General features: G+C 63.1%; 18 protein-coding genes and 1 tRNA gene. 9 read left to right on the top strand and 10 right to left on the bottom strand.

All coding sequences use genetic code 11. The annotated features are described in order from the left end of the window. Positions 1-2: 2 nt before the first annotated feature. The 5 genes from JKL45_RS00195 (at position 3) to JKL45_RS00175 (ending at position 4,845) form a co-directional block, all read left to right on the top strand. The gene (locus JKL45_RS00195) at positions 3-1,340 is read left to right on the top strand and encodes a murein hydrolase activator EnvC family protein (protein WP_201859101.1); all 1,338 of its coding nucleotides are present in this window, start codon (positions 3-5) and stop codon (positions 1,338-1,340) included. Continuing rightward, positions 1,340-2,662, top strand: coding sequence for a S41 family peptidase (locus JKL45_RS00190; protein WP_201859100.1), 1,323 nt, complete (start codon positions 1,340-1,342; stop codon positions 2,660-2,662). The genes JKL45_RS00195 and JKL45_RS00190 overlap by 1 nt, the downstream gene beginning before the upstream one ends. A gap of 225 nt (positions 2,663-2,887) precedes the next feature. Beyond that, complete coding sequence (locus JKL45_RS00185; RefSeq protein ID WP_201859099.1) at positions 2,888-3,436, top strand: RNA pyrophosphohydrolase; 549 nt, start codon at positions 2,888-2,890, stop codon at positions 3,434-3,436. A 271-nt stretch (positions 3,437-3,707) separates the two neighbouring features. Further along, the gene (locus tag JKL45_RS30430) at positions 3,708-4,457 is read left to right on the top strand and encodes a DUF1236 domain-containing protein (protein WP_201859098.1); all 750 of its coding nucleotides are present in this window, start codon (positions 3,708-3,710) and stop codon (positions 4,455-4,457) included. A 94-nt stretch (positions 4,458-4,551) separates the two neighbouring features. After that, complete coding sequence (locus tag JKL45_RS00175) at positions 4,552-4,845, top strand: hypothetical protein (RefSeq protein ID WP_201859097.1); 294 nt, start codon at positions 4,552-4,554, stop codon at positions 4,843-4,845. Positions 4,846-5,087: 242 nt separating this feature from the next. Here the strand turns inward: JKL45_RS00175 and JKL45_RS00170 are convergent. Beyond that, positions 5,088-5,172 (bottom strand) — tRNA-Leu (locus JKL45_RS00170). A gap of 147 nt (positions 5,173-5,319) precedes the next feature. Between JKL45_RS00170 and JKL45_RS00165 the strand changes: the two genes are divergently transcribed. Together JKL45_RS00165 and JKL45_RS00160 are read left to right on the top strand one after the other, a co-directional pair. Then, a complete protein-coding gene (locus JKL45_RS00165) occupies positions 5,320-5,901 on the top strand; it encodes a YqaA family protein (RefSeq protein WP_201859096.1) in 582 nt (193 codons plus the stop codon). A gap of 11 nt (positions 5,902-5,912) precedes the next feature. Further along, entirely contained in the window at positions 5,913-6,413 is a 501-nt protein-coding gene (locus JKL45_RS00160; RefSeq protein WP_201859095.1) for a disulfide bond formation protein B, read from the top strand. A gap of 11 nt (positions 6,414-6,424) precedes the next feature. Here JKL45_RS00160 and JKL45_RS00155 read toward each other — a convergent pair whose 3' ends face one another. Next, entirely contained in the window at positions 6,425-6,994 is a 570-nt protein-coding gene (locus JKL45_RS00155; RefSeq protein WP_183452420.1) for an HNH endonuclease, read from the bottom strand. A gap of 168 nt (positions 6,995-7,162) precedes the next feature. On the opposite strand from JKL45_RS00155, the gene JKL45_RS00150 reads away from it, so the two are divergent. Further along, entirely contained in the window at positions 7,163-7,681 is a 519-nt protein-coding gene (locus tag JKL45_RS00150; protein WP_201859094.1) for a DedA family protein, read from the top strand. 21 nt (positions 7,682-7,702) lie between these two features. Here the strand turns inward: JKL45_RS00150 and JKL45_RS00145 are convergent, their stop codons facing one another. The 8 genes from JKL45_RS00145 to JKL45_RS00110 all read right to left on the bottom strand — a co-directional run bounded on the left by JKL45_RS00145 (position 7,703) and on the right by JKL45_RS00110 (position 15,415). After that, a complete protein-coding gene (locus tag JKL45_RS00145; protein ID WP_201859093.1) occupies positions 7,703-8,584 on the bottom strand; it encodes a 3-hydroxybutyryl-CoA dehydrogenase in 882 nt (293 codons plus the stop codon). Between the two features lie 73 nt (positions 8,585-8,657). Then, the gene (locus JKL45_RS00140; protein WP_201859092.1) at positions 8,658-9,605 is read right to left on the bottom strand and encodes an electron transfer flavoprotein subunit alpha/FixB family protein; all 948 of its coding nucleotides are present in this window, start codon (positions 9,603-9,605) and stop codon (positions 8,658-8,660) included. A 13-nt stretch (positions 9,606-9,618) separates the two neighbouring features. After that, positions 9,619-10,368, bottom strand: a complete 750-nt coding sequence (locus tag JKL45_RS00135; protein ID WP_201859091.1) for an electron transfer flavoprotein subunit beta/FixA family protein — start codon at positions 10,366-10,368, stop codon at positions 9,619-9,621. A gap of 103 nt (positions 10,369-10,471) precedes the next feature. Then, positions 10,472-11,179, bottom strand: coding sequence for a rhomboid family intramembrane serine protease (locus tag JKL45_RS00130; protein ID WP_201859090.1), 708 nt, complete (start codon positions 11,177-11,179; stop codon positions 10,472-10,474). An 11-nt stretch (positions 11,180-11,190) separates the two neighbouring features. After that, on the bottom strand, positions 11,191-11,766 hold the full coding sequence (locus tag JKL45_RS00125; protein WP_201859089.1) for a cob(I)yrinic acid a,c-diamide adenosyltransferase: 576 nt from the start codon (positions 11,764-11,766) through the stop codon (positions 11,191-11,193). 25 nt (positions 11,767-11,791) lie between these two features. Continuing rightward, positions 11,792-12,388, bottom strand: coding sequence for an acyloxyacyl hydrolase (locus tag JKL45_RS00120; protein ID WP_201859088.1), 597 nt, complete (start codon positions 12,386-12,388; stop codon positions 11,792-11,794). A 159-nt stretch (positions 12,389-12,547) separates the two neighbouring features. Beyond that, positions 12,548-12,739: a twin transmembrane helix small protein gene (locus JKL45_RS00115; RefSeq protein WP_201859087.1), complete on the bottom strand. Its 192-nt coding sequence runs from the start codon at positions 12,737-12,739 to the stop codon at positions 12,548-12,550. A 75-nt stretch (positions 12,740-12,814) separates the two neighbouring features. Continuing rightward, positions 12,815-15,415, bottom strand: a complete 2,601-nt coding sequence (locus tag JKL45_RS00110; protein WP_201859086.1) for a TIGR02302 family protein — start codon at positions 15,413-15,415, stop codon at positions 12,815-12,817. Between the two features lie 248 nt (positions 15,416-15,663). Between JKL45_RS00110 and JKL45_RS00105 the strand changes: the two genes are divergently transcribed. Further along, the gene (locus JKL45_RS00105) at positions 15,664-17,688 is read left to right on the top strand and encodes a M10 family metallopeptidase C-terminal domain-containing protein (protein WP_201859085.1); all 2,025 of its coding nucleotides are present in this window, start codon (positions 15,664-15,666) and stop codon (positions 17,686-17,688) included. Positions 17,689-18,033 lie beyond the last annotated feature (345 nt).

Raw genomic sequence — 18,033 nt, 5'->3', positions numbered from 1 at the left:
GGATGATCAGCATCAAATCCTTACCCTCTCGCAAGGTTTTTTGCCTTGCAGCCCTGATGGTTGCCGCCAGCCTGAGCCCTGCCGGGGCCCAGCAGCCCGCGCCTGCGCTTCCGGCTGAAACGCCTGAGGACAAGGCGCGCCGGGAGCAGGATCTGAAGGTCCTGGAGGAGGCGATCACGGCCAATGCCGAAGCGCGCCGCCGCCTTGAAGCCGAAATCGAAACCGTCAAGGCCGACCGGGCCAAGCTCAATGCCGCTCTGATCGGCACGGCCGAGCGCGTGCGCGGCATCGAGGACCGCATCCGGGGCCTGGAGCAGCGGCTTCAGACCCTGACCTCCAGCGAAGCGGCCATCCGGCGCTCCCTGCAGAGCCGGCGGGGCGTCATCATCGAGGTCTTCGCCGCCTTGCAGCGCATGGGACGCCGCCCGCCGCCGGCCGTGCTGGTGCGGCCCGAGGATATGCTCGAGGCGGTGCGCGCCTCGATCATGCTGGGCGCCGTTCTACCCGAGCTGCGCGTCGAGGCCGAGATCCTGGCCACGGACCTGACTGAGCTCGTGCGCCTGAAGGAGGCGATCACCACGGATCGCGCGACCCTGAATGGGGAGCTGACAGGGCTCACCCGGGAGCAGGAGCGTCTTGCCGCCCTCATGGAGGCCCGGCAGGGCCGCATCGCCGAGGTGGAGCGCAATGTCGGCGCCGAGCGCTCAAGAGCCGAGGAACTGGCCCGTCAGGCCGGAACCCTCAAGGAACTGATCGACCGCATGGAAGCGGAGACGGCCGGCGCCCGGAGGGCCGCCGAGGAGGCCCGCAAGGCCGCCGAGGCCCAGGAGCGGGAAACCCGCGAGAAGTTCGCCCAGCTGGCCTTCCGGGACCCGGCGCGGCTTGCTCCCAAGATTCCCTTCTCGGAAGCCCGTGGCCTCCTGCCGCGTCCGGTCAGCGGCGAGACAGCCCAGGAATTCGGCGCCGCGGACGGGTATGGCGGAACGACGCGTGGCATTTCGATCACGACGCGGCAGAATGCAAGCGTGGTATCACCGGCGGATGGCTGGGTGGCCTTTGCAGGCCCCTTCCGTTCCTACGGGCGACTCTTGATCATCAACGCCGGTGGGGGATACTATATTCTTCTGGCCGGGATGGACCAAATCAACGTCGATGTTGGGCAGTTCGTGCTCGCCGGCGAGCCTGTTGCGACCATGGGAGAAGCTCCTCTCATGAGTTTGATCGGCTCTGCCATAGAAAAGAACAATCCTGTCCTCTATGTTGAGTTCAGAAAAGACGGCGGTTCTATCGATCCAAGTCCCTGGTGGGCAAAATCGCAAAGCGAAAAGGTTCGCGGATAATGCGCAAACTATCTCTCTTGATTCTCGGTGCGGCCATCGGCGCAGGCAGCGCGACCATGGTGTCGCAGACCAGCCTGCTGTCGGGCATGAGCGCGGTTGCCGCCTCGGCCGACACGTACCGGCAGCTGAGCCTTTTCGGAGACGTCTTCGAGAAGGTCCGCACGGATTATGTCGAAAAGCCTGAAGAGGCCAAGCTGGTCGAGTCCGCCATCAACGGCATGCTGACCTCCCTCGATCCGCATTCGAGCTTCATGGATGCCAAGAGCTTCCGAGACATGCAGGTGCAGACCCGTGGCGAGTTCGGCGGCCTCGGCATCGAGGTCACCATGGAGGACGGCCTCGTCAAGGTCGTGACCCCGATCGACGAGACCCCCGCGTCCCGCGCCGGCGTCCTCGCCAACGACATCATCACCCACATCAACGACGAGCCGGTTCAGGGCCTCAACCTGAACCAGGCGGTCGACAAGATGCGCGGCCCGGTCAATTCCTCCGTCACCCTCAAGATCCAGCGCAAGGAAGCCAAGGATCCGGTGGAGGTGAAGCTGACCCGCGAGACCATCAAGGTGCGTCCGGTTCGGGCCCGCGTCGAAGGCGACATCGGCGTGCTGCGCGTGACCCAGTTCAACGAGCAGACCTACGAGGCTCTGCGGGCCGGCATCGACAAGCTCACCAGCGATATCGGGGCCGACAAGGTGGCGGGCTTCGTCATCGACCTGCGTAACAACCCGGGCGGCCTGCTCGATCAGGCGATCATGGTGTCCGACGCCTTCCTCGACCGCGGCGAGATCGTCTCGACCCGCAGCCGGAACGCCGAGGATACCCAGCGCTTCAGCGCCAAGGCCGGCGACCTGACCAAGGGCAAGCCGCTGGTGGTGCTCGTCAACGGCGGTTCCGCCTCGGCCTCCGAGATTGTGGCCGGCGCCCTGCAGGATCACAAGCGGGCGACAGTTCTCGGAACCCGCTCATTCGGCAAGGGCTCCGTCCAGACCATTATCCCGCTCGGCGGCAACGGGGCCGTGCGCCTGACGACGGCGCGCTACTACACCCCGGCCGGCCGGTCGATCCAGGCCAAGGGCATCGATCCTGACATCGAGGTGCTGCAGGACATTCCCGAAGAGCTCAAAGGCAAGGACGAGACCAAGGGCGAAGCCGGTCTGCGCGGTCACCTGCAGAACGGCGGCGAGAAGGAAGAGCGCGGCGGCTCCTCGGCCTACATCCCGCCGGATGCCAGCAAGGACAAGCAGCTGATCGCGGCTTATGACCTGCTGCATGGCGTTCGCAAGGATGCGGCCAATACGGCGACGCGGCCGAATCCGAACTAAGGGCGGCTCGTTCTTTCGTCCGAGAAACAGTAATGCAAAAGGGCCTGACGGGATCGCGTTCCGTCAGGCCCTTTTCTGTTGAGGCATCCACAGCCTTGCGGAAAGGCTTGTGCGAGGGCTGGCGAAGCGGCACTCTCTCCTCCTGCTTCGGAACCAGGACCAAGCGCCGGCAGTATTCAAGAACCGGCTGCATCCGAATTCCGTGATCGAGGGAGTGAGTGTCTGATGAGGAGCGCAAGAGGATCACAGGCCAGAAAGGATCTGCCCTACCGCTCCTGTGTCGGCGTGATGCTGATCAACAAGGATAACCTGGTTTTCATCGGCCGGCGCCGTTCCGAGGCCGATGCGGCGTCCGACGGCTATTCCTGGCAGATGCCCCAGGGCGGGATCGATCCGGGCGAGGAGCCCTATCAGGCGGCTCTGCGCGAACTTCATGAGGAAACCAGCGTCCGCTCCGTGAGCCTCTTGGCAGAGGCGCCCGAATGGTATGCTTACGATCTGCCCACCATGGTGGCGGGGCGCGCATGGCGCGGACGTTACCGCGGGCAGAACCAGAAATGGTTCGCTTTCCGCTTCGAGGGCGATGACAGCGAGATCAACATCCTTCAGCCGGGCGGCGGCGGCCACAGGCCGGAATTCGACGAATGGCGCTGGGAGGAGATGTACCGCCTGCCGGAGCTGATCATCCCGTTCAAGCGGCCTGTTTACGAGAAGGTCGTGACGGCCTTTGCGCCGCTCACATCGGAACGACTGCATAGTTCTGTCCACCCCTGACGATCTTCCGATCCTCATTCGACCGAGCGGCCTCGAGCCTGCGCCGAACGGGCTTTGCAGCGTCTGTGTTCGTGGGCGGAACGCGGCAGCAGCACACCGCGTCACTTGCTCAAAAAAGCCCCGGTTTTCAAGGCCTTTCGTTCATGTTCATGAACCCCAGATGTACGGCGCAGGCACTTGATGATGGGAACGGAACCCCACCTGAAAACCCCCGTTGATAGGCATTGCAGAGGGCTATTCTCGGCTCCTCATCAAAGGGAGGTTTCATCCAATGCGTGTGACTTTACTGGCCAGCGTAGCAGCAGCGACCCTCTCCTTGAGCGTGGCTGCCATGGCGCAGACGAGCGGTAGCTCGAGCGGCGGCAGCGCCGGCGGCGCTTCGGGTGGTTCCTCGGGCGGCTCAACGATCATGACGCCCGGCGGTTCGTCCGGCGGCGCCTCGGGCACGACCTCGGGCGGTGCATCCGGATCGACGAGCGGAACCTCATCCGGTGGCTCTGCGTCCACCAGCACCGGCGGTTCCTCCGGCACCTCGACCACGGGCGGCAGCTCGACCGACAGTGACCAATCCGGCTCATCGGGGACCTCCGGCACGTCCGGCACGGCGCAGGGCACGACCCAAGGCACGAAATCGGGCACGGCCGCCAGCGGCACCAGCGGCAGCTCGAACACCACGGGCAACGCGTCCAACAGCACGGGTGGTGCGGCCAACACCAACACCACCGGCAGCACGACCTCGTCGTCGAGCTCGACGAACATCAACGTGACGTCGGAGCAGCGGACGCAGATCTCGCGGTCGTTCACCAGCGTGAACGTGCAGCCGCTCACCAATGTGGAGTTCAGCGTCAGCGTCGGCTCGACCGTTCCGACATCGGTGACGACCCTGTACGATTGCCCGGACAATGTTGAGCGCATCCTGACCGGCCTGCCGGAGTGCAAATACATTGTCGTGCGCGATCAAATCGTGATCCTCGAGCCTCGCACCCGTCGCATCGTGACGGTAATCGAGCACCGCGGCTGATCGACAGCACGGCAAGGATTCTTCTGAAACGAAGCGCCCGCAGCTCAAGGTGAGCCGCGGGCGTTCTCATGGCGAAACCTCTTATGGGGCCTGCTTGTATCAGGTGCCGGAGGCAATCGAGCGGAATGGCCGCGAGAGCTTACGCAGCATAGGGAAAAGGAAAGGCGAGGGCCTGCCTGTCGTAGCGCTCTTGCCTGCGCTGCTGCGCAAGGAGCGTTATGGCGACCTCTGCAAGCTCACGGAATTCCTGCCTGACGGTCTCCGGCTCACGCTCCCACACCTGAGCATCATCTTCGGCAGAATACAGCGCACGCGCGACGGCTTCGATTTCACATTCCATGACATGCCCCTCCCGGCTTGCATTGATCTGATCCGCGATGCGGCGTGATCGCCTCGAAGCACCTGTCCACAGGCTGCCTCAAGTCCCATCCGCATCGGTGTCCCCGGCCCGGGCGCATTTGTTCCAAACGCAGTCAGCTATGCAATGTGGAAGATGAGGTAGCTCGAAAGCGATAATCCGTTGAGGCGGCGATGCAGTCAGCCAAGCGCAGCTCCGTGAAGCGGAGGCCGTCAAAACCATCGGATTTTTTGAATGTTCTTCGGCTTTCCGTCGTACCATCACAAAAGGGATGGTGCCCCTGGCCGGGATCGAACCAGCACTCCTTGCGGAACTCGATTTTGAGTCGAGCGCGTCTACCAATTCCGCCACAGGGGCAAGGACCTGCGACGTACCATGAGGCATGAAGGCTGGTCAATGTGCCAGATGTGAAGGGACGCCGCACAGCCGGCCTCTCGCCTTTCCGGGCGCCTTGTGCTCAAAGGGCGCGGGGCGCGTCAAGCCCCTCAACCCGGTCGGATCCTTATGCTCAGACGTCTCTACGATTGGACCCTCTCCCTCGCGGCGCGGCCCTCGGCCCCCTATGCGCTGGCGGCCGTGTCCTTCGCGGAAAGCTCCTTCTTCCCGGTTCCGCCGGACGTGATGCTCGTGCCCATGATGCTGGCGCGGCCGGACAAAGCCTGGTCCTACGCCCTGATCTGCACGATTGCGTCGGTCCTGGGCGGCATCCTGGGCTATTTCATCGGCCTGGGGCTCTACGATTCCGTCGGCGCGTGGCTCTTCCAACTCTATGGCCTCGGCGAGGGGGCGGAGACGTTCCGGCATGCTTATGCCGATTACGGCCACTGGGTGATCCTGCTGAAGGGGCTGACCCCGATCCCCTACAAGCTCGTGACCATCACGTCGGGCTTCGCGGGCTATCACCTGGGCTGGTTCATTGCGCTGTCGATTCTGACCCGCGGCGCCAGGTTCTTCCTGGTGGCCCTGCTGATGAGCCAGTTCGGACCGCGCATCAAGGCGATCATCGACAACAACTTCAACCTGGTGGCGGGGTTAGGGATCGCCGCCCTTGTCGGCGGCTTCGTGGCGTTCCGCTATCTGTTCTGAGGAGAGGATCGATGCGCCTTGCTCTCTCCATGCGCCAAGCCGCCTTGGCTGTCGCTTTAGGCGCGGCGGCCACAATCGGCGGGGCGCTCGTGTTCGAGCATGTGTTCGGCTACGTGCCCTGCAAGCTCTGTCTCATTCAGCGCAATCCCTACTATGTGGCCATTCCGCTCGGGTTTGCGGCGGCGCTCCTGCCGCCGCGCTGGACGCGGGCCGGTCTGTGGCTTCTCGCCCTGGTTTTCGTGGTGAGCGCCGGGCTCGGCGCCTATCATTCCGGAGTTGAATGGGGCTTCTTCGCGGGTCCCAGCGATTGCGGGGGCGGGGCAGGCCAGGGCGCGGGCAATGTGGGGGATTTCCTGAACCAGCTCCAGAGCACCCGCGTGGTCAGCTGCACGGAAGCCGCGTGGCGCTTTCTCGGCCTGTCGCTCGCGGGATGGAACGTGCTGATCTCGCTCGCGCTTGCGGGTTTCGCCGCCAGGGCGGCGGCTGGCAAGGGCTTCCTGCTAGGCCGCTGACGGCCGGAATCTCACGGCTCCAGCTCGCTGTCCCAGTAGAGATAGTCCATCCAGCTGTCGTGGAGATAGTTCGGCGGGAAGAGGCGGCCGTTCGAATGGAGGTCGTGGATCGTGGGAGCGAAGGGGCTCTGTCTCGGCCACATCTCCACCTCGCGGGGCAGCTTGTCCCCTTTCCTGAGGTTGCAGGGCGCGCAGGCCGCGACGACATTTTCCCAGGTGGTCTGCCCGCCCTTCGAGCGGGGAATGACGTGATCGAAGGTGAGGTCCTCACGAATGCCGCAATACTGGCAGCTGAAGCGGTCGCGCAGGAAGACGTTGAAGCGGGTGAAGGCTGGGTGCCGTGACGGCTTGACGTAGGTCTTGAGGGAGATGACCGAGGGAAGACGAAACTCAAAGGTCGGACTTCGCACGACCTTGTCGTATTCCGACACGATGTTGACCCGGTCGAGGAAGACCGCCTTGATCGCATCCTGCCAGCACCAGATGGACAAGGGGTAATAGCTCAAGGGCCGGTAATCGGCATTGAGAACGAGGGCCGGGCAGGCCTCCGGTCGCACAACAGGCTGGACGTGTATCGTCACCGCACCTCCCCTTGGGAAAGAGAAGAGTCATATCCCGTGTGAGTAGACTATAGGCAGTGTGACGCTGTTGTGAAGATCAAAGGCTCGAACGTCTGTGACGCACCCACAGGAAGCGCTGGCCTTGACCAATGGTATGATCCTGGGGCTCGTTCTTCCCTTGGAGCGTCGATGAACCTGCTGCAGCACGGTCTAGCCTGGATCGAGCCGGCGATTGCGGCCTACGGTGCGTGGGCCCTGCTGGTCATCCTCTACTTCGAATCCTTCGGTGTTCCGCTCCCGGGAGAAAGCGCCCTGATCGCCGCTTCTCTGTTGGCCGTCCGGGGTGATCTGGAGGTCGGGCACGTGTTCCTGGCCGCCTGGACCGGAGCCGTGCTCGGGGACAGCACGGGCTATCTCATCGGCCGGTTCGGCGGGCGCCGTCTGCTGAAGCGTTTCGGTCCGTCGGTGAAGCTGACCCCGGAGCGCCTGGCGCGGCTTGAAGCGATGGCGCAGACCAGAGGCTTTCTCATGGTGCTCACCGCGCGCTTCATCGTGGTCCTTCGGCAGCTCAACGGCGTGATCGCCGGATCCGTCGGGATGCCATGGCACCATTTCGTCGTGGCGAACGCCCTTGGGGCAGCCCTATGGGCGGGGCTGTGGAGCTTCGGCGTGTATTTCTTTACGGATGCATTCCGGCGCCTGCTCTGACGCGCATCCGGGAGGCTCGCCTTAGCGGGTCGGAACCGGCTTTTCGCCGCGATAATCGTAGAAGCCGCGCTTGGTCTTCCGGCCGAGCCAGCCAGCCTCGACATACTTCACCAGAAGCGGGCAGGGGCGGTACTTGGAATCGGCCAGGCCCTCGTGCAGCACCTGCATGATCGACAGGCAGGTGTCGAGGCCAATGAAATCGGCGAGCTGGAGCGGGCCCATGGGATGGTTGGCGCCGAGCCGCATGGCCGTGTCGATGGCCTCCACGGAGCCCACGCCCTCGTAGAGGGTGTAGATCGCCTCGTTGATCATCGGCAGCAGGATGCGGTTGACGATGAAGGCCGGGAAGTCCTCGGCGGCCGTCGAGGTCTTACCAAGCTTGGCGATGAATTCCTTGGAGGATTCGTAGGTCGCGTCGTCGGTGGCGATGCCGCGGATCAGCTCGACGAGCTGCATCACCGGCACCGGGTTCATGAAATGAATGCCGATGAACTTCTCGGGCCGATCCGTCGCGGCTGCGAGCCTTGTGATGGAGATGGACGAGGTGTTCGTGGCCACCATCGCGTCGGGCCGGAGCGACGGGCAGAGATTGGTGAAGATCTTGCGCTTCACCTCCTCGTTCTCGGTCGCGGCCTCGATGACGATGTCGCAGGCGCCCAGATCGTCATAGGTGCGGGCGGGCTTGATGCGCTCAAGCGCTTCCTGCCGGTCGGACTCGGTGATGGTCCCCTTGGAGACCTTCCTGGCCATGTTGCCGTTGATCGTGGCCAGACCGGTATTGATCCGATCTTCCGAGAGATCGTTGAGCCGGACGTTGAAACCTGCAAGCGAACAGACATGAGCGATGCCACTCCCCATCTGACCCGCGCCGATCACGCCAACCGTTTTGATCTCAATGCCCATCGATCTGCTGCCTGCATCCAACCGTCAAACCGGCCGGGCGGAGGTTCCGCCCGGTCCGTCACTATTCCTGACCTTATTGACCGCCTTTGGTCAACTCCTCCTTGAGTTCGGGGAGGATGGTGAAGAGGTCGCCCACAAGGCCATAATCGGCCACCTGGAAGATCGGAGCCTCCTCGTCCTTGTTGATCGCCACGATCACCTTGGAATCCTTCATACCGGCCAGGTGCTGAATGGCGCCTGAAATGCCCACCGCGATGTAGAGGTCGGGCGCCACCACCTTGCCGGTCTGGCCCACCTGCCAGTCGTTGGGCGCATAGCCCGCATCCACAGCCGCGCGGGAGGCTCCCATGGCAGCCCCGAGCTTGTCGGCGATCGGCTCGATATACTGCTTGAAAGCGTCGGCCGAGCCGAGCGAGCGGCCGCCGGAGATGATGATCTTCGCCGAGGTCAGCTCCGGCCGGTCGTTCTGGGCGATCTCCTCGCCCTTGAAGCTCGACAGGCCCGAATCCTCGGCTGCGTTCACCGTCTCGATGGCGGCGGAGCCGCCCTCGCCAGCCGCAGCCTGGAAGGCGGCGGTGCGTACGGTGATCACCTTCTTGGCGTCTGTGGCCTGCACGGTCTGAATTGCGTTGCCGGCATAGATCGGCCGCTCGAAGGTGTCGGGCGACACGACCTTGATGATGTCGGAGACCTGCATCACGTCGAGGAGCGCAGCGACGCGCGGCATCACGTTCTTGCCCTTGCTGGTGGCGGGCGCCACCAGGGCATCGTAGGAGCCGGCCAGCGACACGATGAGCGCGGCGGTCGGCTCGGCGAGCTGGTGCTCGTAAGCGGCGTTATCTGCCAGCAGCACCTTCTCCACGCCCGCGAGCTTCGCGGCCGCCTCAGCCGCCGCCTGGGCGTTCGCACCGGCGACCAGCACATGCACGGGAGCGCCAAGCGCTTGGGCGGCGGAGAGCGCCTTGTGGGTGGCGTCCTTCAGGTGAGCGTTGTCGTGCTCGGCGATCAGAAGAGTGGTCATGTTGGTCTTCTCCTTAGAGCACGCCGGCTTCGACTTTGAGCTTCTGCACCAGTTCGGCCACGGACCCGACCTTCACGCCGGCCTTGCGGCCGCCGGGCTCGACGGTCTTCACGACCTTCAGGCGCGGGGCCACATCAACGCCGAGCGTCTCAGGGCTGGTCTCGTCCAGCGGCTTCTTCTTGGCCTTCATGATATTGGGAAGCGACGCATAGCGCGGCTCGTTGAGGCGCAGGTCCGTGGTGACGATGGCCGGAAGCTTGAGGCCGACCGTCTGCAGGCCACCGTCGACCTCGCGGGTCACGTCGATGGAGCCCTCCCCCACATTGACCTTGAACGCGAAGGTGCCCTGCGGCCAGCCGAGGAGCGCGGCCAACATCTGGCCGGTCTGGTTGGAATCGTCGTCGATGGCCTGCTTGCCCATGATGATCAGGTCGGGCTTTTCCTGCTCCACCACCTTGGCCAGGATCTTGGCGACGGCGAGCGGCTCCACGGTGGCGTCGGTCTTGACCAAGATGCCGCGGTCGGCCCCCATGGCGAGCGCGGTGCGGATGGTCTCGCCCGCCTGCTGCGGGCCGATGGACACGGCGACGATCTCGGTGGCCTTGCCCTGCTCCTTGAGGCGAACCGCCTCCTCGACGGCGATCTCGTCGAACGGGTTCATGGACATCTTGATGTTGGCGAGTTCCACGCCGGAGCCGTCCGGCTTCACCCGGATCTTCACGTTGTAGTCCACAACCCGCTTCACACACACAAGAAGCTTCATTCGAATGTCCTCACCAAAGGTCGTGTCCGGATATGAGCGATCATGAGCCCTCCGGACATATAGGAAAAAGGCGGATGGGACCGTAGCTTCCAGGCCCCGATTGTCAACGCGGCGCTTGCAGTTCCTGCGCCTGGACGCGGGCGAGCACGGGATCGTAGCGACGGCGCATGAGGGGGATGAGAATAGCGCCCACGAGGAAGCCGCCAAGATGCGCGAACCAGCCGACGCTGTCGTCCCCGCCCAGGAAGGCTGAGGCGAACTGGAGCGCGAACCAGAATCCGATGGTCCAATAGGCCGGCAGGTGCAGCGGAATGCCCTTCAGGAAAAGGCCCCAGATCTTCACCCGTGGATAGAGGATGAGGTAGGCCGCCACCACGCCCGAGACGCCGCCGGAGGCCCCGATCAGCGGCCGGTGCGGCTCCGGGGTGATATAGGCGTGCGCCAGGCTCGCGGCCGTGCCGCAGAGCAGGAAGAACGCCACGAAACGAAGATGCCCCATGGCATCCTCCACGTTGTCGCCGAACACCCACAGGAACAGCATGTTGCCGATCAGGTGGAACAGGGATCCGTGCAGGAAGATGTTCGTGGCGAGGGTCAATTCCACCGGCACGAAGGGATAGCCCTCGGGCAACACCTCCGTGCCGAACAGGACCGAGGGAATGAAGCCCAGGCCGGCCACCATCGCATCGGGACCCGGCGGGGCATGGAAGGTGACGAAGTAGGCGACGATGCACAGGCCCATCAGAAACCGCGTCGCGAGCGGCGTCTTCATGTGCTTGAGCGGGACGCCATCGTGAAGCGGGAGAAACATGGTGCTGCTTTCTACCTGTTCTGCCCCGGCACCCAGAGAACGTCGAGCGCACCCTTATCGTTGACGTAGCGGGACGCGACGAACAGAAAATCGGACAGGCGGTTCAGGTACTTCACCGCCTCGGACGAGACCTTCTCGTCCGGCTTTTCCGTGAGCTCGACCACATGACGCTCCGCGCGGCGGCAGATCGTGCGGGCCAGATGCAGCGCTGCGGCGGCGGGCGTGCCGCCCGGGAGCACGAAGGAGCGGAGCACCGACAACTCGCCGTTGAGGCGGTCGATCTCCTGCTCCAATCGGTCCACCTGGGCTTGCGTGATGCGCAGGGGCTCGTAGGGGAGGGGCTTGTCGGTCTCGACCGTCGCCAGATCGGCGCCGAGATCGAATAGGTCGTTCTGGATGCGGCCCAGCATCGGGTCGATCTCGTGGCCGGCCGTGTGAAGGCGGACCAGCCCGATGCAGGCATTGGTCTCGTCGACCGTGCCATAGGCCTCGATGCGCAGGTCGTGCTTGGGACGGCGCCCGCCGGCGGCCAGCGCCGTGGTGCCGGTGTCGCCGGTGCGGGTGTAGATGCGGTTGAGAACGACCATGAATGGCCCGACAGGTTAGGACTCGTTAGAACGAATACCCAACCCGCGCGCCGACATTCGTCAAGCCTCTATTCTCATCCGAGCAGGTTCCGCCATCGGACAGGTGCTCGATGGTCGCCAACACGCTCCAGTTGGCGGACAGCCGTACACCCACCGAACCGGATTCGCGGAACAGGGGCGAGCAACCCACAGCCTGACCGTCCGAGAGCGGATGCGAGGAATCCTTGCCGTTATGGATAGCGCCGCCGAAGCTGCCTTCCACGAAGATGCTCGGCGTGACGTCGATGGTCCACGACAGGCCCGCATAGGCGAAGCTGGTGCGGTCGTCGAAGTTCAGGCTGCCGCCGATATGTGGCCGGGGAATGAAATAGCTGGTGAAAAGGTCCGATGCGGTGAAAGGCTTGTCGAACAGGATCTCGCCGGTCAGGTTTGCCGATCCGTCAGCCCCTTCACGGCCCCACGGATCCTGAGCGGACAGTCCGAAACGGAATTCCGACAGAATGCCCGGTTGATATGCCGTAGGAGAAGCGTTGGCCTGTCGCCTAAAATCGGAGCCCAAAGCGCCTGCCGATCCCATGAACAGGACCAGAAGACTCAGGCCTAAGGCCGGGCTGGTGCGCATTAAAAGGTCCATAACTCAATAAAAATCAAGGCCAACAGGCTACGCCGTTATGGCTAACGATCTCTTAATACAAACCGTGGCGAAAACGTGTCAATACGGAGAAGCCCGGAGCGTTAACCGGGTGGGTGTTGCCAGTTGTCCACGATTGAGTCTCGCCACTCAGGTGGCTCTCCACCAGATCACGCCCATGATGACGATGATGGCGATGAACTGCAGCAGCACGCGCAACCGCATGAGATGCTGCGACCGGCTGGCGTTGCCGCCGCGCAGCATGTTGAAAAGGCCGAGAAGCAACACGAGAGCGACAGCGACAACCGCTATCGGCACAAGCAGATCGACAAAACCGGACATCGTGATTCCATGAGAAAGTCCGGGCGACCGTGGCCCGAACCTGTCGAAGAGACAAGAGGTGCATTAACCCCGTTATCAGTTTCTGCGCAGCAGCCGCTCGAAATACTCGAGTTCCTCCTGCGCACGGCTCGGATCGCCCAGCTTGCGGCGTAATTCTTCCAAGATCTGCTGGGCGCGCTGGGCCGGTGACGCACCGGCACTGGGCACATCGACGCGGCCGTCGGAATAATCCCTGTTTCGGGTAGGCCGTCCCAAGGGATCCGTATCGCGTTGGCCTGTCTGCTGGTTGCCCTGCGGATTGCCTTGGCCGGGCTGGTCGCCTGCCTGTTCGTTCCCCTGGCCTTCGCCCTGCTGCATCTGTTGCATCTGCTGGGCCATGCCCTGCATGCCGCGCCGGAGACTCTCCAAGGCCCGGCCCTGCGCATCGACCGCCGGGCCGTCCTGGCCCTGACCCAGGGCGCCCTCGGCATCGCGCATGGCCTGCTCGGCCTCGCCGAGGCCCTGCTCGCCCTGCATGCCCATGCCCTGCATGCGCCGCTGCAGCTCCTCCAGGCGCTCCCTCAGGGCCTGCTGCCGCTGCCTGAGGCCCAAGGGATCCTGATCCGGTCCCGCCTGCTGGCCGTCGGCTTGTTCCTGGCCTTCGCCTTGCTCGCCTTGCTGGCCCTGTTGCCCTTGCTGGCGCTGCCCCCGTTGCCGCTGACCCTGCTGGCGCTGCCCGTTGCGCTCGCCCTGCTGCATGCGCTGGTTCTGGCCCTCGCGGAAGGTTTCGTCGCGCAGGTTCTGCTGCTCGCGCGCCATATCCTCCATATCCTGCATGGCCTGGTTCATCTCGCGGCCGAGAGGGTCGGTCATGCGGCTGTTGGGCTGGGCGGTCTGCAGGTTCTCGAGGATGTTGCGCAACTGCTCGAGCAGGCGCTGGGCCTCGGCCACGTCGCCGCGGCGCATGGCCTCCTCCATCTGCTGCAGCATGCGGTTGAGATCGTCCTGCGAGATCATCCGGTCCGGATTGCGCTGGTTCTGGTTCTGCGATTGCTGCTGGTTCTGCTGCATGCGCTGGGCGAATTCCCGCAGGAACTTGTCCATGGCCTGGCGCAGCTCCTCCGTCAGGCGGCGCATTTCCTCGTTCGGCGCGCCGCGTTCCATGGCCTCCTTCAGGCGCTCCTGGGCGGCGCGCAGCTCCCGCTCCGCGTCGGAGAGCCCACCATCCTCGATCTGCAGCGCCATGGCCCAGAGCCACTCGGCCACATCGAGCAGATCCTGGTCGGTTCTGGCGACCCGCAGGCGCTCCGCCCCCTGGCGCAGCCCCAGGAACACCCCCCATTGCGGCGTGTACTCCTCCGGGGCGATCAGCAGAGCATCGAGCGCCACCTGAACGCGCTTGCGGTCGTCGGCCGCGAGCACGAGGTTGCGCCGCTGCTCCACCAGAGCCTTGGCGAGCGGATTGGTGAACGGGCGCTGCGGCAGGGTGAAGCTGATCTTTTCGCTTCTAGCCTCCTGGCCGGCCTCGTCCCTGGCCTTGAGCTGGATCGTCACCGGGGCGCCGGCCCAGGCATGATTGGTGAGGTCCACCGGAGACTTGGTGTCCGGGGCATTCTCCTCGTGGCTCGGGAGCGCCAGCGTCAGCTGGGGCGCTGGCACCAGAGAGCGGCCCCGGCTGTTGTCAGCCTTCTCCACGATGCCTTCCAAGGCCGTGATGCCGTAATCGTCCTTGCCCTTGTAGGACAGCGTGAAGGTGCCGCGCGCATTCACCTCCGGCGGCGTGGAGAAGGCGATCTCGGGCAGCCGGTCTGGAATGGCCTCGATGGTCAGCGTCACGCTCTGGGCAAAGCCCGTGCTGACCGTGAGCTCGCTGGAGCCTTCGAGGGTGTAGCGCTCCTCGCGCATGTCGGTGCGCTGATTGGCCTTGGGAGGCAGGGGGGCGAGGCCCTTGCCCGGCGTGACCTCCGCGCGGCCTTCACCGGCGATGCGGATCACCACCGTCGAATGGACCGGCGCCCTCAGGCTCTGCCCGCGGGCGAGATCGATCATCAGCGGCGGGGTGCGGGTGTAGAGGGGCGGATCGATCCAGCCGTCGATGCGGAAGGAGGCGGCTGCCACCTCTGGATCGCGCCAGTCGAAGGCCGCGGCGAGGCGCGAGCCGATCTCGGGACCGGCCACGAAGGCGCTCGTCACCAGGGCGAGCAGGCCGGCGGCCCTCAAGGCATAGCGGTCGCGCCGTGGCATGTCCGGCCGCGGCAGGCCCACCCGCATCCGGCCGACCGCCTCTTCCGCGCGCTTGCGATGGAGAGCCCAAAGCGCCCGGCTGCCCGGATCCGAGGAGCCCAGGGCAAGGGAATCGTCCAGCACCCTGGCCGGACCGGTGGCAAGGCCGGTCTCCCGGTCGAGGCGGTCGAGCGCCCTGACCCGGTTCGGCATCCGCAGGCTTAGAATCGGCCAGAGGGAGAGAAGGAAGGCCCCGGCGAACAGACTGAGCCCGATTGTGCGCCACAGAACGGGTAGGTCGAGCCAGAGGCCGAGCCATGACAGGGTGAGAAATGCGACAACGATGGCAAGCGGCAGCCAGAGCCGGGGCCAAGCCTCCTCCCACCAGAGGGACCAGCGCGCATGAGCCACAAGCCGGCCGAACCGCTGGTTCAGGCGGCTCTGCCCAGGTGTCGGGTTCGGGCCTTCGCTCATGCCAACCAAGTCTCCCGCTGCACCGCATGTGCAGACGCCCCGCAGGGAAGCTAGCACGGAGGCCTCGGATGACCAGCGGTCAAATGGGCACGGGGGTTCAAGAAGAGGTGACTGCCCATCCATCATAAACTTGAGCGCCCGAAAGAACATGCCGTTCGGGCAGCCAAGTCTCTTGACGCTTTAAACTTTATAGCGATACATCGGATCAAACTGAAACTAAGTAACTAACGATGTTCTGGGGCGCATTTATGGCTACGATTGTAATTTTAGATGATAATATTCCTGTCGCTTCCATTCCAGAGGATACGGAAGAGGGTTTCATTCTCGGTGTTCTCACCATCGACGGCGGTGAACCGAATGAGACGTACACTTTCACACTAGACGATCCACGTTTCGAGATTCTTGAGTCTGGTGGCATTTACGAACTCGCGGTGAAGCAAGGTGTCGCCTTCGATTTCGAGAATGGACCGAAGTCGCTCGCCCTCAACATTCAGGTTGCCAACAGCGCAGGCGAACCGGTTTCAGTTCAACCGGTGACCATCCAGGTCACCAATGCGAACGAGGCCCCCACGGATATCATCCTTGTCGATGGCGGCACCATCGGGGATAACGCCATCATCGGGGCAACCGTAGCCAAGTTGGCGGGTCAGGACCCGGATCGCGGCGATGTTCTGACTTATACGATCGTCACGGACATGTCCGGCAAGGACGAGGACGACCATCCTTATTTTGAAATTCAACCGGGCAGCAACGAGATCGTGGTCAAGCATGACCTCAGCGACGCGCTGCTCGAACCGATGACGGTCTATGTCAAGGTCACGGACGCCGAAGGTCTGTTTCACGTGAAGCCGATCCCGCTCACCGTGATCCCCGTGAACGAATCCCCGGAGGTGACCGCCGATCCGAGGGAGGTGCTGGATGGATCGAAGGGAGGGACCCTCGTCGCGGTGGTCAGCGCCGTAGATCCTGAAGACGGTGTGCTGACCTACAAGCTGTCTGCAGCCAGCGCTCAGTGGTTCGATCTTATCAATAATAACGACGGCACCTGGAATGTCGTGGTAAAGCAGGGCGTCACCCTGCGCTCGGACAGAGCAGCCTTTCAGAGCTTCGTAGTTGAAGTTTCAGACACTGCGGGCAACACGACACCAGAAACCGTCGATCTCGACATCATTGAGAACCTGGAACCGGAGGCCACTTTCGAGTTTCTTGAAGTCGCAAAGAACGCGCCAGCCGGCACCCTCGTTGGTACGCTTGTCGGATATGATCCATATGGCGAAGCAGTCAGCTACACCCTCACAGGTGAGAGCGCCGGTCCGTTCACTCTCGTGAAAAATGCGAGCGGCCACTATGATGTCTTGGTAAAGCAGGGCGCTACTCTCGATTATAGTGATGACGCGCAGCGCAGCTTCACCGTGAGGGTTGCCGACGGCTTCAATCCCCCATTCGAGGAGAGCTTCGATCTGGTTTTCGGAAGCTTTGCCCCTGTAGTGACTGACTCTTCTTCAATCACCGTGAAGGAGGGTGACGGAGGCGCTACCGTCGTTGCAAAGTTCAAGGTCACCGATCCTGACATTGATGACACCATCGATTGCAGCTTGTCTCCCGAGAGCGAGGCTCTGTTCGACATCGTGGACCATGGAAACGGCCATTACGACATTGTCGTCCGCGAAGGCGTCAAGCTCGACTACGAAAATCCTGCTCATCATAAGGTCAGGATGGTCGTGTCCGATGGGAGCAACACGGTCACTAAGGATTTCGCCATCAATATGACTGACGAAGTCGACGTGATCACCGGTACGGCGAGGGCCGATAGCCTCAATGGCACGGCCGGTCGCGATATCATCAAGGGCCTTGCTGGTAACGACAGTCTCGTCGGAAATACAGGCAATGACACCCTTTACGGCGGGGCGGGCAAGGATGTTCTGACCGGTGGCGTTGGCCAGGATGTTTTCGTGTTCGACTCGAAGCCGAACAAGAAGACCAATCTCGACAAGATTGCAGACTTCAAGGTGGTGGACGATTCCATCTGGCTGGAGAACAAGATCTTCACCAAGCTCGGCAAGAAGGGCTCCGAGGCGGCTCCCGCGCAGCTCAAGAAGTCGTTCGTCGTCCTCGGCGACAAAGCCAAGGATAAGGACGACTACATCATCTACAGCAAGAAGACCGGAAAGCTGTTCTTCGACGGCGATGGGTCAGGCTCCAAAGCCGCCGTGGAGATTGCCACGCTCTCGAAGAAGCTCGCGATGACCAACAAGGATTTCTTTGTGATCTGATGCGAAATCAAGGGCGGTGCCGGACTGGCTGATGCCAAGGCTGGCCCGCCCTGCAGAGGAGACAAAATCCATTAATAAAGCGGGAAGATCCAGATCCTCTATAAAACTCAATATCTTTGGCCCAATTGCGCTAGGTATTACGCTAATCGGCGCGCACAATCCGCAATCATGTTCTCGTTTGATAGCTTACGAGAACTCTATCTTGCGACCTGTCAGAAACACACGTCGCGCTACGAACCGGAAATCTAACACTTAGGTGGAGCGCCCAAAAGCGCCAACAGGGTATTCATTGTTACAATATAGCTAGAGTAATCCATTCTCTCATCTCTGTTCATAATCCTGTTG

It is taken from the genome of Microvirga soli (assembly GCF_016734765.1).
Classification (GTDB): Bacteria; Pseudomonadota; Alphaproteobacteria; order Rhizobiales; family Beijerinckiaceae; genus Microvirga; species Microvirga soli.
The sequence above is the reverse complement of the archived record's forward strand: the minus strand, read 5'-3'. Positions and strand labels throughout refer to the sequence as shown.